The sequence below is a fragment of the Flavivirga rizhaonensis genome, from assembly GCF_004791695.1.
GTDB classification, from domain to species: Bacteria; Bacteroidota; Bacteroidia; order Flavobacteriales; family Flavobacteriaceae; genus Flavivirga; species Flavivirga rizhaonensis.
The window spans coordinates 1-13446 of sequence record NZ_SRSO01000010.1 but is presented as its reverse complement, the minus strand read 5'-3'; the positions used below and the strand labels follow the sequence as shown (position 1 = coordinate 13446).

Genomic DNA, 13446 nt, shown 5'->3' with positions numbered 1-13446 from the left:
ACAATAGATTGTCACTGTAACAGTTTTGTAATTTTAAAATAATTAAGAGGTTTAAATCCTTAGCATTTTATTTGTGAACATTAAGTTGTATTTAAATCTAGTTTTAATTTTTTTAAATTAGAATGAAAACAGTATTTAAAATTGACTATTTGCATTTTATACGCCCATTAAGAAGTGTTTTTAGACACCTGTTTTTTTAAGTGTTTGTTAATTTTGGTTTTTAGGATAGAAACTCAGGTTTATAGAAAATTGGGATGCTTTTTTGTTTGTACAAGTTTATTTCTTCAACAATGTGTGACTTTTTATTTTAACTTGTGTCTTAATACCAAACTTAATTTTTTAAACCCATATAAGATGGCAAAATTTGAAATTTATAAAGACAAAAGAGGCGAATTTAGATTTAGATTAAAAGCTGGTAACGGACAATCAATTCTTGCAAGTGAAGGATATGCTGCAAAATCTGGCTGTAACAATGGTATTGAATCTGTAAAGAAAAATTCAACAGATGATACAAGATACGAACGCTTGGAGTCAAAAGGAGGAAGTCCTTATTTTAACTTAAAAGCTATTAATGGACAAGTTATAGGTACCAGTGAAATGTATTCGTCTGCAAGTGCCATGAAGAATGGAATAGCTTCAGTAAAGAAGAATGCATCAGGCGCTAGCGTTGATGATTTATCTTAAGATTAATTAGATTATTCATAATATGTTATTTTGGGGCTACAAGAAATTGTAGCTCTTTTTTTGCTTTAAACTTAAATATTAACGCTTTAATAAATTTCTACATTAAAAGGGAAAAACATGCTAGATGTTTATTTACATAGATGTACGTTTATAATAATTGTTAGTTAAGTATATCAATTTATTGATTATAAATAGATTGTGTGTTTGTATGAATTTATTTGTTAAATTTGGGATACAGAAATAATAGTTGTTTTAAATTATTAAAATTAGTTATGAAAAATATTATCCTATTTACAATTATTCTTGTTTCGACTTTTTCTTATGCTCAAAATGATAATAACACCCATTCTAAAAATACCAAGTTCGTTTATGGTGAAAAGGGATTGGAACCCAGAAATTTCACCGTGATTGTAAAAGGAATGGATAGACATGAGTTACTATCCAAAGCAAAAGAATGGCTTACTGAAAAATACAAAGACGCAGACGATGTCATTATTATAAACGATAAGACTGACAAAACTGTTGATCCTGATGAAATGGGAAAAGCGAAACCAAGCGAAAAAATTAGCTTTAATGGTTTTACAGATAATGCTATTTGTTTTGGAGAAGAACCAGATTATAGTTGTGAAGGGTTAGAGTATATTATAGAGCTAAGATTTAGAGATGGTGAATATAGGTTTAAGCCCAAAAAATTGAAATATAAAATAGCTTCTAGTAAAAAAAAGCAAACTATAGGTTTAAAAAAGCACAATTTTTATTCTAAAGATGGAAAAATAAAGAAAGGTTACGAAAAGGTTTCATCACAAATAGAAGCGTTACTTAATAAAATAAATAGAAGCCTTTTAAGCTATTTGACTGATAAAGTGCAGGATGATGAGTGGTAATTCATCAGAGGTATAGTTCAGGAGACAATTAGTGATAAACCTGTTTTTAAATCATAGAAAAATGACTAGATCAGACATTTGTTAAATAAGGTTTAGGCAAACTTTATGTTAAAATAACCCGTTAATTTCTGCATCAATAGTATTAATAACGTTACCTAGGTCTTCAGGGTTATCTACAAAATCTAAATTATCAACGTCTATAATTAAAAGCTTTCCTTTATTATAACCATGAATCCATGCTTCGTAACGTTCGTTCAATCGGCTTAAATAATCAATACTAATTGAATTTTCATAGTCACGACCACGTTTATGTATTTGAGATACCAAATTAGGGATAGAGCTGCGCAAATAAATTAAGACATCTGGACCTTTAATTAAGGATTCCATTAAATCGAAAAGCGACCTGTAGTTTTCATAATCACGATTTGTCATTAAACCCATAGCATGCAAGTTAGGAGCAAAAATATGAGCATCTTCATAAATGGTTCTATCTTGGATAATATCTTTGCCACTTTGGCGAATTTGCTGTACTTGACGAAATCTACTATTTAAAAAGTACACCTGTAGATTGAAGCTCCAACGCTCCATTTGATTATAAAAATCGTCTAAATACGGGTTGTCTACAACATCTTCAAGTTGTGCTTCCCATTTATAATGTTTTGCTAATAGTTTAGTGAGAGTGGTCTTTCCGGCACCAATATTTCCAGCAATAGCAATATGCATAATTTTCAGTCAATTTTTATTTTGTACTCATGTAAGATTTCGTTTGCGTAAATATACAAGGTTTCGTTGGTTACAAAAAACGCATTTATTAATAAATTTGGTATTAATAGTGGAATTGTAGTTTCACTACCCTTATTCAAATAGAACAGAGCGTTTTCCTTTTTTAAAAATATATCTCCGTTGCTTTCAGCTAATTGGGTGTATCCGTCGTTTTTTATTCTTTTAACTAAGCTTCCAAAATAATTATAAGTGTACAAATAGTTTTTTGTGAGTAAAAAACAAAAGTTGTAATTACTTTTTAAGTCTAAAATAGTACTTTGAATGGGTACAGTTTGAGCACGTGTGGTAAGCGCTCTATAATCAAAAAGTTCTAGTTTTTGATTATTCTCGTTAAAAACCCATATAGTATTATCATGCCCTGTCGAAATATGTGATACATTTTTATATTTTTGGAGTGCATTGAAGTCAATTTTGAAAATCTCAGCTAGCCGGTTATCAAGAATTATAACACTATTAAAATCTTTGTAAAACAAATTTATTTTTAAAGGATTAAAGGCATTGGCGGTAGTTATATTACCAAGCTGTAAATTATTATAAGTGATCGTTTTATGGGGATCTTTTTTATTAAAAACATTATTGTTTATAAAGTATTTGGTTTCAAAATTGTCAATAGTAACAAGTTGGCTAGCTTTAAAATTTGTTTTTTTAATAAAGGAGGTTTCAATAGTCTTTTGAGCACATATTGAACAAGATAGAAGCAAAAAAAGATAGATTGTATATTTCATACCGACTTGAAAAATACAAAAACCTTACCACTTTTATTTGTTAATTTGATTTTGATTAAATAAACGAAGCGGAATTTTCAATTTTATTTAGCTACCAATAAAATGAGAAGTTTAGTTATACAACAAAAATCGAATTAACAAATTAATTTATAACCAAACCCACGAACATTAATAATTTGTATAGTACTATCTTGATTTAACTTTTTGCGAAGTTTAGTAATAAACACATCCATACTACGAGCGCTAAAAAAATCATCATTTCCCCAGAGTTTATTTAGAATTAAGGAGCGATCTAAAACCTGGTTTTTATTTTTTATTAAGTGAAACAATAAATGTGCTTCTCGATGAGTTAATTGTGTGCTTTTTTGATTTTTAAGTTGAAGTGTTTGTTTGGTGAAATTAAATGTGTAATTCCCAATTTGTAATATTTCTGCTGTTTTTTGAAGTTTTGTTCTATTTAGTAAATTATTAATTCTAACAATCAATTCTTCCATACTAAAAGGTTTTTTTAAATAGTCATTTCCACCAATAGAAAACCCTTCAACAACATCTTGTGTTTGAGACTTTGCTGTTAAAAAAATGATAGGAATACTTTCATCTGTAGTTCTAATCTCCTTAGCTAATGTAAAACCATCTTTTTTAGGCATCATCACGTCCAAGACCAACAATTCTGGATTAGATTTTTTATATACTTCAAAAGCGGTTTCGCCATTATTACATAATAAAACCTTGAATTGTCGTGTTTCTAGACTCTCTTTTATTATTTGCCCTAAAGCAGGTTCATCCTCTGCCAAGAGTATGGTGGTGAGTTTATTCATTTGGAAATGATATTTTAAACGTTGTAAGAGTATTATCTAAACCTAATTGAATTGTGCCACCATGTTTGTCCACTATTTTTTTAGTATAATACAATCCAATACCAAACCCTTTTACATCATGAGTATTTCCTTTCGGGATACGATAAAACTTCTCGAAAATTTTGTCTTTAGTAGCTTTAGTAAGTGAATTTCCAGTATCGGAAATTGAGATTGAAAATGCAAACGAGTTTTGAGTTAAATCTATAATAATTGTATTGCCACCATATTTAATAGCATTATCTAAAACATTATTAATAGCATTTTCAAAATGAAAAATATCCAGATTAGCCATCACAGATTCAGAAGGAGGATTGTAAGTGATCGTTTTTGCTTCAGTTTGCATTTTGTGTTTTTCAACAATAGAAAGTAATATGTCTGCGACATTATATCTTTCTTTTTTTAGTTCTAAACTTTCACTATCTAAAGTGGCTGTTTCAAGCAGTTTTTCGACCATCATATTGAGTTTAGATAATTGACTACTCGACATGTCTAAATAGGTTTTGGTCTTTTCTTTATTATCAATAACATTAAAATTTTTAATACTTTCCAATGCAACACCTATAGTAGCAATTGGGGTTTTAAATTCGTGAGTGATATTACTTATTAAATCATTCTTTACTTCGGCTAATTGCTTTTGTTGTTTAATGATTTTTAAAAGATAGAATAAGCAACTAATAACCGCTAAAACTAGTAATGTAGAAATAAGAATACTAGTTAAAATATGCTTTAAAACAATAATGGTTTCATTGGAAAAATGAATTTTTAAATCATTATGATTAGACAAATAAGTAGATTTTGATGATAGTACTAAAGAAGCCTTTTTAGTAGAAGCTTCAGAAAAATGGTCAATATTGGAGGTATTGCTTCTATAAGATAATCTATAGTTGATTTTTAACTTTTTTCTCTTAAAATCGTTACATAATAAACTGTCAATTTTATTTATTTGTAAAGAATCATGCATCATGGAAATCAAAACTTTAGAAGTGAGGGCTTTAAAGTTATTTATATGTGGAAGTGAGATAGTCGAATCCATAGATCTTTTTAAAATAACTCTATTTTTACCCTTCTCTTTTTTCAAGAGATCTTTAAAAACATTTTCAGCTAAACTATCAGATCTCAAACCTTTTAATAAATAAATATCTTCATTCAATTCAATATTTAATGAGTCGCTAGAAGTATTACTAGTAAATACTTCAATATTATTGACGATGCTGTCTGACGGGGTTTTATTATGAAAAGTTTCCTCATTTAACTCACCATTAAAAGTGAACGTTAATGTATTTGTTTGAGCAAGATCTGCAAAATAGGCTTCTACAGCATTATCTAAACTTGCCTGTACACTATTAATTAATTGTTGCTTACTGGCAAGGTAGTTTTTGTAGTTCCAATACACTTGAACGCTTATTGTACTTAGTATAACAAATACTATGATATATAAAATCCATCTATATCTTATATCATTCATATCTCAAAAGTAAACGTTAAAACCTTATAAAACGAATCGGTTAACACACGTTAACACTCGTTAACTATTATGTTTTAAATGAAGTGCCACATTTGTAGCATTAATCATTAAAACGAATTAAAATGAAACAGTTATTAGGTGTGTTACTAGCATTTTTATGTTCTAACAGCATAGTCGCTCAGGATTTTCAAGGAATTGCTACATATAAAACACAAAGGAAATTAGATGTTAAACTGGATAGTACGCAAATGAATTCTGAAATGCATCAGCGTATGGTAGCAATGCTAAAAAAACAATTTGAGAAAACATACATCTTAAATTTTAATAAAGAAGCGTCTATTTATAAAGAAGATGAAAAATTAGAAGCGCCTCAAAATGCAGGAATGCAGATGGTTTTTGTGTCTACTGATGGATCAGATATCTTATACAGAAACACAAAAGAAAATCGATTTACATCTCAAAATGAAGTGTTTGGTAAAATATTTCTAATTAAAGACACCCTTGAAAAAGAAGATTGGACTCTAGAAAACGAAACGAAAAACATTGGTGATTATACCTGTTATAAGGCCACTAAAAAACGTATGGTTGCTATAGTAGAAAGCACTATTAGTGTTAATGGAGATACGGATTTAGATGAAGAACAAGAGGAAGGGCCACAAATGAAGGAAGTAACAATAACAGCATGGTACACACCTCAAATACCAGTAAATAGTGGGCCAGCAAGGTATTATGGATTGCCAGGCTTGATTTTAGAAGTACATGATGATCAGGAAACGATAATATGTAGTAGAGTTGTTTTAAATCCTAAAAGTAAAGTTGCCATAAACGAACCAACAAAAGGTAAAGAGGTTACACAGGAAAAATATGAAGAGATTATTGAAAAAAGAATGCAAGAAGAAAGGGAGCGCTATAGACCGGAAAGGAATAGCGATGATGGTGAAAGGATAGAAATTAGAATAGGCGGATAATTTTAAGAGTTATTTAACATTAAGTAATTAAACTACATAGGATAGTTTTAGTCAAATTAAAATAGAAACATTATTTTAATAACCTAACTAAAAATATCCTATTCCAATGAAAATGAATTCTAAAAGATTAGCAACTCTTGTTTTGTTTTTCGTGTTTTCCATGGCATTCGCCCAAAAAAACTTCCAAGGGAAAGCGTATTATCAAACTAAGACAACTCTTGATATGAATGGGTTTGGAGGAAGGCAAGTGAGCGAAGACCAAAAAAAACGTATAGCAGCACGAATGAAAAGCATGTTAGAGAAAACATATATTCTAACGTTTAATCAGATAGAATCTATTTATAAGGAAGAAGAAAAACTTGAAGCTCCCGGAACTGGTTCTGGACGTTGGGGAAGTATGATGAGTAGTTTTACAGCAGGCAATCAATATAAGAACGTGAAAGAGCAAACATTGTTGCAAGACCAAGAGTTTTTCGGAAAGCAGTTTTTGATTAAAGATTCTTTGCCACAATTAAAATGGATTATGACTGGTGAAACAAAACAAATAGGAAAGTATACTTGTTTTAAGGCAACAACTACGAAAACGAATACAGATTTTGATTTCAATAGATTTAGAAGGCCTCCAGATAGAGTTGGAAGTAAAGAAAAGGATTCTGCAAATACCAAAGACCTTTCTACAAAAGAAGTAAAACCTAATTTGGTTAAGGTCGAAGTATGGTATACGCCTCAAATTCCAGTAAATCAAGGACCAGGGGAGTATTGGGGGCTTCCAGGTTTAATTCTGGAAGTTAATGAAGGGAGAACAACCATTTTATGTTCTAAAATTGTCTTGAATCCGGAGGAGAAAGATGATATAAAAAAGCCTTCAAAAGGAAAGGAAGTATCAAAAGAAACATACCATGCTATTGTGAAAAAGAAAACTGAAGAAATGCGAGAAAACTTTAGCAGAGGTAGTGGTCGTCCAGGTGGAAGGAGAAGGTAGTCTTTATAAGTATATAACCAATCAAAAAACATGTAATGAAATTTAAAATAACCACGTTACTCTTCTTGCTGGTAACAAGCTCTCTTCTTGCTCAAATCAAGCTGGAAGGTATCGTAAAAGACAGTATAGGTAATCCCTTAGAGTTAGCTAATGTTGTGGCCATAAATCAAGAAACAAAAGCTTTGGATTCCTATGGCATTACAAACGATAAAGGACGTTATAAACTTAGTTTAAAAAAGAATACAGTATATAAAATTCAAGTAACTTATATAGGCACAAAAACTGGCGAAGAACTATTAGAAATTAAAGAAGACCCTATTACAAAAAATTTCATATTACGATATGATAATGTTTTAGATGAAATAGAATTAGTTTATGAAATGCCAGTGACCATAAAGGGAGACACGATTGTTTATAATGCAGATTCTTTTAACCGAGGTACAGAAAGGAAATTAGAAGATGTACTTGAGAATTTACCAGGTGTAGAAATCAATGATGATGGCGATGTAGAAGTAGAAGGTAAAGTAGTTTCTAAAGTGATGGTTGAAGGCAAAGATTTTTTTGATGGGGATTCAAAATTAGCAACAAAAAATATTCCTTCTAATGCTGTAGATAAAGTTGAAGTACTTAAAAATTATGCTGAAATAGGTCAGTTAAGCGGGGTAACTAATAATCAGGATAATATTGCCATCAATATTAAACTAAAGGAAGGGAAAAAGAATTTTTGGTTTGGTAATATCACTGCTGGTGGTGGTGCTTCTAATGAAAATGAATTGTATTTATTTCAACCAAGACTATTTTATTATAGTCCAGAGTACAGTATCAATGTTATTACTGATCTAAATAATGTAGGAGAAATTGCTTTCACACGACGCGATTATTTCAATTTTTCAGGCGGGTTTCGAAGACCGAGTAGACAAAGTGGTACCAATATTAATTTAGGAGGTAATAACCTTGGGTTTTTAACAGTTCAGAATAATAGAGCAAAAGACATCAATACTAAGTTTGGAGCAGCAAATTTTAGCTGGTCACCTAATAAGGCATTAGACTTAAGCGGTTTTGCTATCTTCTCTAATAGTAAAACAGAATTACAAGAAGATAGGGATGTAAAATATACAAACCCAGATATAGGTATTCCCGATGAAAACACAGAAAGCAATACCATTCAACGTAGTGATTTGGGCATGTTAAAATTATCTGCCAAGTATAAGCCTAACACCAATAATCAATTAGATTATGATATTTTAGGTCGCGTATCAAAAGAATCACAAGATCAAGGTTTCTTCTCATCAGTTATAGGAGATGTTGATCAGTTGGAAAAATCGAGTCCTTATAGCATTAATCAGAATTTAAACTATTACTATACACTAAACGATACCAATATTTTTGCACTGGAAGTTCAGCATTTATTACAAGATGAAGATCCTTTTTATAATGCTATTTTAGAAGATAAAGCAAATTATGATGACACAGCAAATAATTTAGGTCTAGACGGCGCACAATTAGATTACAACGTGGCACAAGATAAGCGTATAAAATCGAATCAAACAGATGCAAAATTAGACTATTGGAACATTTTAAATAATAAGAGTGATATCAATTTTACCTTGGGAACTATATTGAGTAGTCAACAATTCAACTCAAATATTTTTCAGTTTCTGGATAATGATTCTCAGTTTAATCCAACACCAACCATTAATAATGGTATAGATACAAACGATATTAAATATAATTTTAGTGATTTGTATTTAGGTGTGCATTACAGATTAAAGTCAGGTATTTTTACATTTACACCAGGTTTTTCAGCACATGCATATAGTGCGAAAAACACACAGTTTGATAATCGGATAACCGATAATTTTTTCAGATTACTACCAGATTTTAATATGAGAATGCAGCTAAAAAAGAGTGAGCAAATTATTTTAAATTATAGGATGCAAACACAGTTTACAGATGTGTCGAGATTTGCAAGTGGTTTGGTGCTAAATAATTATAATGCGTTGTTTTCGGGTAATCCAGAACTAGAGAATGCCTTATCACATAATGTAAATGTATCCTATTTTAGTTTTAATATGTTTAATTATACAAATGTAACTGCCAATATTAATTATAACAAAAGCATAGATAATATAAGAAACACATCTATTTTCGAACCAGGAAGTGTGATACGAGTTAGTTCGCCGTTTAATTCGACTTTTGCAGACGAAAGTTTAAGTGCAAATGGAAGGTTTGAACGTGCCTTTGGGAAAATCAAAGCGAATTTGAGAGGTAGTTTTAGCTATTCAAAGTTTAATCAATTTGTGCAAAATGTAAAGTCTGTTAATGAAAGTTTTTCACAAACCTATAGAGCAGGGGTACGAACTAATTTTAGAAATGCTCCCAATGTTGATCTTAGATATCGCTATAGAATTCAAGATAACAACCAAGGGGCTAATAACAATACTAAATTCTTTACTAAGACACCCTCAGTACAGGTGGATGCACTTATATTAAAATCTTTTACTTTTAGAGCAGATTACTCGTATAATAATTTTAGTAACGCATCTGGTACGATAAATAGTTATGAGTTTTTAAATGCGTCTTTATCGTATCGAAAAAATAAAGATGCTAAGCTTGAATATGAAATAAAAGCTACTAACTTATTTGATACGAAGTCGCAAAACAATAGCAGTACAAATAGTATATCTGTAAGTGCCACAGAATATTACATTCAGCCACTATTTCTATCGTTTAGATTACGTTACGAGTTGTAAAAAAATATAATGTTTTTATTTGTAGAATTAAAGAACAGTAATATATTTGCGCACAGTTTGGGGGAGATACTCAAGCGGCCAACGAGGGCAGACTGTAAATCTGCTGACTATGTCTTCGCAGGTTCGAATCCTGCTCTCCCCACTTTAATTAGAAAAGTTTGCATGCAAATGCAAGCTTTTTTGTTTTTAGATACACTTAAAGCAAATACTCTGTGGTTGTTGTACAAGACTAATATAAAGATAAAATGATTATCTTTAGTTATGCAAGGCAAGAAAGATTATCAAGAAAAAATTATTTGCACAATTCCAGTTGAGTGAACGTGTTCCCGAGCACAACTTTTATAGAAGATTAAAGTCTGTTTTAGATTTAGACTTCCCATATCCAATGACCAAAGCTTATTACGGATCAAGCGGACAAAAAAGCATTGACTCCGTTGTTTTCTTCAAGCTGTGTATGGTAGGTTATATAGAAAATATCATCAGTGACAGGCATTTAATACGGCACAGCAGTATGCGTTTGGACATCCTGTATTTTTTGGACTATGATATCGATGAAGAACTACCGTGGCATTCCAGGATTAGTCGTACCCGACAACTATATCCAGAGTCCTTATTTGAACAGGTGTTTACAAGCGTTTTGACCATGTGTGTAGTACCGGCCATCATGTGGTTACGGATATCAAGGCGTATCATGCAGATGGGAAGGACAGCCAGTGTTTGCGCGATATCTGTGACCGCTTAGAAAAACGCCTGCATAAACAGGGCTTGCTGTGGCATGATTGCATTGCCGATACGGGCTATAGCAGTGGAGAGAACTATGCTTTTTTAGAACGAAAAGGGACCGTGCAGTTATATCCCGCCCCACGGTACTTGCAAAGGTGGTCCGGACGGGTTTGGGTATCACAAAGAGAAGGATTGTTACACCTGTCCACAGGGAAAAATCATTCCCTTTAAAAAGGTGTTTTTTGAGAAAAAGGACCATACGAAAAAGAAGGAATATAGAGCATTAAAGCATGTTTGTGTAGACTGCCCAATACGATCGCAATGCTTAGGCAGATCGGCTCAGGAGAAGAAATTTACGGTGACCTTTTATCGTGAGCGTATGAGCGTAATAACGTCCGGGTAAACAAGTCCGAGAGGCAGCTACATGAAAGGAAAGCGACAGAGTACCGTGGAACCTTTATTTGGAACGCTCACTCAGTTTTTAGGGCTCCGAAAGATAAATACTTTGGGGTTAAAACAGGCCAACAAAGTAATGCACCTCTCTGCCATTGCTTATAATTTAAAGAAATACCTGAAGTTCACTTCTAAAACAGTGCTAGGCGATGCAGGAATACCGTTTGTCTTTTGTCAAAGTTTAAAACATGGCTGTAGGTTTGAAATTAAGCGCGTATGAGCAATGCTATATCGGCTTAGTATTTTGTCCTAAATAGATTAGACCTCTTAAAAAGGAGCTAGAAAACTCCTTTTTATCATTTTGTTGGGCTTGTGCAATGGCTACCATTGTTGTGTGCAGTTTTTTATTTCAGTCGCTTTTTAATATCCATTCTCTGATGCAGAATTCTAACGATTTCCACAATTTCATTTTCAACTTTTCTGTAAAAAATCAGATGCGATTTGATTTTCGTTACTCAATAGTTCTTTCGAGTTTGTTCTACGGATTTTTCAATCAGATAGTTGTCCGCTATAAATTCAATCTCGTCGATTATTAAGTCGTAATATCTGTCGGCTTGCTTTTTAGTCCATTTATGAAAAGTATAAACCCAAATATCATTTAAATCATCAATCGCTTGTTTACTTATTCGATATTTGTTTTTACTTATAAGTGTTGACGATGTAATTCAGCCAGATTTTGTTTAGGGTCAAAATTTTCAACAAATCCACTTTGTTCGCCGACTTCAAGTGCTTTAATCAGTTCTCTCTCCTTTTTTTCTTCTCGTTCCAAAAGTCTCAAAGCTGAACGAATAACTTCGCTAACCGAACCATATCTACCAGAATTTACTTCTTCTCGGATAAAATCCTCAAAATGATTTCCGAGTGATATTGATGTGTTTTTTCCCATTTTGACTATAATTTTATTCAAATATACCAAATATTGGTAACGTAGCCAAATTGCACACAACGTGTTCGTGTATGATTAGTTGCGTGTGTAAGTAACTAATTTAGCAAAATGGAACGAACCAGAAATTCCGAAGGAATTTCCAAGTAGGCTAGGACCAAGCAATTAAATATAGCATTGTGCAGCGTTTATATTTTTGAAACTGCATTTCAGATTTCTTTCCATAATCTTTTTCATTTGCAACAGCTTTATTCACAAATTTAAAACCTCTCATTTCATATTCTGAAGTTTCCAGTTCATCATATCTTTTTTCGAAAATTCTTTTAGTCAGTTCAAATGCTGTGTCATAAGTAACTTCTAATTCCATTTCATTTTGAATTTGCTCTTCGGTCAATTCCTCACGCATTTCTTTTAAATCTTCTTTTGAAATCAGTTCAAGAGTTCTTGCTTCTATTTCTTCTGGCAATGGATTTCCAAAATCCTGATAAATTTCATCTCCAGCTTCTCGTAGCCTTATTTTCCGTCCGTTTTTGAAAATACAGTAAGAAAGTCCGTGTCCGATTGAGATTTGGATAATTTCAGAGCTTGGAAATCTTTCGAGAAATCTTTTTTCAGTTTTGGTTTGTGTCGGTTTAGCAAATTGCCAACTTAAACAAGCATTAGCAATAATCAAATTACCTTTATAATTGGTAATATGTGTTTCTCCAAATTCAGGTCCAATATTGAAATCAGATTACCCAACGAGTTCAAAGTCTTTAAAACCCAGCGAATTCAATAATTTAAGATTGATTTCTAAATCTCCGATATCTTTAATAAATGTTGCTGTTAAATTCCAGCCCATAGGTTTCTCTCAAATGTTGCACAACGTCTCGGCTCTGGTTAGTTACGGGAATTCAGGGAACTGAACTTTCGGTCTAGTACTTAGCCAAAATTTTAATTTTGTTTTATCTTTTTATTTTAAAGCCAAATCAAAAGATTTGGCGGGCTTGGTTTAAAGCTCTAAACTTAGGGTTAAGCATCAACCCGTATTAACTATGGCCATTGTTGTGGTGTCGTTATTTATTTTTTCAATTTCATTATTTGTTTATTCCTATCTCTATTGGCCTTTCTGTAGTTGGTTTTACGATTACTTATTTTTTTTAGCTTTTCTGTAGAATAATTGGGATTAGTATAAGGGGTTTGGGCATTCATTTCGTTTAATTCCTTGTCAAGAAGTTCTTTGAGTACATTTACCTTTTCTGGCATTTCACTAGACAAATCATTTTGTTCGTATGGATCTTTATTTA

General features: G+C 31.8%; 14 protein-coding genes, 1 tRNA gene and 2 pseudogenes. 9 read left to right on the top strand and 8 right to left on the bottom strand.

The features are described 5' to 3' along the window. Nucleotides 1-354: 354 nt before the first annotated feature. Entirely contained in the window at nt 355-684 is a 330-nt protein-coding gene (locus EM932_RS08805; protein WP_135876820.1) for a YegP family protein, read from the top strand. A gap of 272 nt (nt 685-956) precedes the next feature. Continuing rightward, the gene (locus tag EM932_RS08800; protein ID WP_135876819.1) at nt 957-1568 is read left to right on the top strand and encodes a hypothetical protein; all 612 of its coding nucleotides are present in this window, start codon (nt 957-959) and stop codon (nt 1566-1568) included. A 108-nt stretch (nt 1569-1676) separates the two neighbouring features. Here the strand turns inward: EM932_RS08800 and EM932_RS08795 are convergent, their stop codons facing one another. The 4 genes from EM932_RS08795 to EM932_RS08780 all read right to left on the bottom strand — a co-directional run bounded on the left by EM932_RS08795 (nt 1677) and on the right by EM932_RS08780 (nt 5398). Beyond that, the gene (locus tag EM932_RS08795) at nt 1677-2291 is read right to left on the bottom strand and encodes a deoxynucleoside kinase (RefSeq protein WP_135876818.1); all 615 of its coding nucleotides are present in this window, start codon (nt 2289-2291) and stop codon (nt 1677-1679) included. Nucleotides 2292-2296: 5 nt separating this feature from the next. Further along, nucleotides 2297-3076, bottom strand: a complete 780-nt coding sequence (locus EM932_RS08790) for a hypothetical protein (protein WP_135876817.1) — start codon at nt 3074-3076, stop codon at nt 2297-2299. A 134-nt stretch (nt 3077-3210) separates the two neighbouring features. Further along, the gene (locus EM932_RS08785) at nt 3211-3894 is read right to left on the bottom strand and encodes a response regulator transcription factor (protein ID WP_135876816.1); all 684 of its coding nucleotides are present in this window, start codon (nt 3892-3894) and stop codon (nt 3211-3213) included. After that, a complete protein-coding gene (locus EM932_RS08780) occupies nt 3887-5398 on the bottom strand; it encodes a sensor histidine kinase (RefSeq protein ID WP_135876815.1) in 1512 nt (503 codons plus the stop codon). The genes EM932_RS08785 and EM932_RS08780 overlap by 8 nt, the downstream gene beginning before the upstream one ends. A 122-nt stretch (nt 5399-5520) precedes the next feature. Between EM932_RS08780 and EM932_RS08775 the strand changes: the two genes are divergently transcribed. The 7 genes and pseudogenes from EM932_RS08775 to EM932_RS21470 all read left to right on the top strand — a co-directional run bounded on the left by EM932_RS08775 (nt 5521) and on the right by EM932_RS21470 (nt 11497). After that, on the top strand, nt 5521-6366 hold the full coding sequence (locus EM932_RS08775) for a GLPGLI family protein (RefSeq protein ID WP_135876814.1): 846 nt from the start codon (nt 5521-5523) through the stop codon (nt 6364-6366). A gap of 112 nt (nt 6367-6478) precedes the next feature. Further along, the gene (locus tag EM932_RS08770) at nt 6479-7348 is read left to right on the top strand and encodes a GLPGLI family protein (RefSeq protein WP_246040981.1); all 870 of its coding nucleotides are present in this window, start codon (nt 6479-6481) and stop codon (nt 7346-7348) included. A gap of 35 nt (nt 7349-7383) precedes the next feature. Then, on the top strand, nt 7384-10101 hold the full coding sequence (locus EM932_RS08765) for a TonB-dependent receptor (RefSeq protein ID WP_135876812.1): 2718 nt from the start codon (nt 7384-7386) through the stop codon (nt 10099-10101). A gap of 60 nt (nt 10102-10161) precedes the next feature. Continuing rightward, nucleotides 10162-10243 (top strand) — tRNA-Tyr (locus EM932_RS08760). Between the two features lie 243 nt (nt 10244-10486). Further along, nucleotides 10487-10843, top strand: coding sequence for a transposase (locus EM932_RS21210; RefSeq protein ID WP_317129366.1), 357 nt, complete (start codon nt 10487-10489; stop codon nt 10841-10843). Then, a complete protein-coding gene (locus EM932_RS21205; RefSeq protein ID WP_317129363.1) occupies nt 10747-11055 on the top strand; it encodes a transposase in 309 nt (102 codons plus the stop codon). The genes EM932_RS21210 and EM932_RS21205 overlap by 97 nt, the downstream gene beginning before the upstream one ends. 4 nt (nt 11056-11059) lie before the next feature. After that, nucleotides 11060-11497: pseudogene (locus EM932_RS21470) on the top strand (transposase). Nucleotides 11498-11621: 124 nt separating this feature from the next. On the opposite strand, the pseudogene EM932_RS08750 reads toward EM932_RS21470, so the two are convergent. The 4 genes and pseudogenes from EM932_RS08750 to EM932_RS20865 all read right to left on the bottom strand — a co-directional run. Beyond that, nucleotides 11622-11903 (bottom strand): annotated as a pseudogene (locus EM932_RS08750) (type II toxin-antitoxin system RelE/ParE family toxin). 17 nt (nt 11904-11920) lie between these two features. Next, nucleotides 11921-12163: a type II toxin-antitoxin system ParD family antitoxin gene (locus EM932_RS08745; RefSeq protein WP_135876811.1), complete on the bottom strand. Its 243-nt coding sequence runs from the start codon at nt 12161-12163 to the stop codon at nt 11921-11923. A gap of 148 nt (nt 12164-12311) precedes the next feature. Then, nucleotides 12312-12833 carry a hypothetical protein gene (locus tag EM932_RS08740; RefSeq protein ID WP_135876810.1) on the bottom strand — a complete coding sequence of 174 codons (522 nt, stop codon included), beginning with the start codon at nt 12831-12833 and terminating at the stop codon, nt 12312-12314. A gap of 386 nt (nt 12834-13219) precedes the next feature. Further along, a partial coding sequence (locus EM932_RS20865; RefSeq protein ID WP_211344273.1) for a hypothetical protein occupies nt 13220-13446 on the bottom strand: 227 nt, incomplete at its 5' end.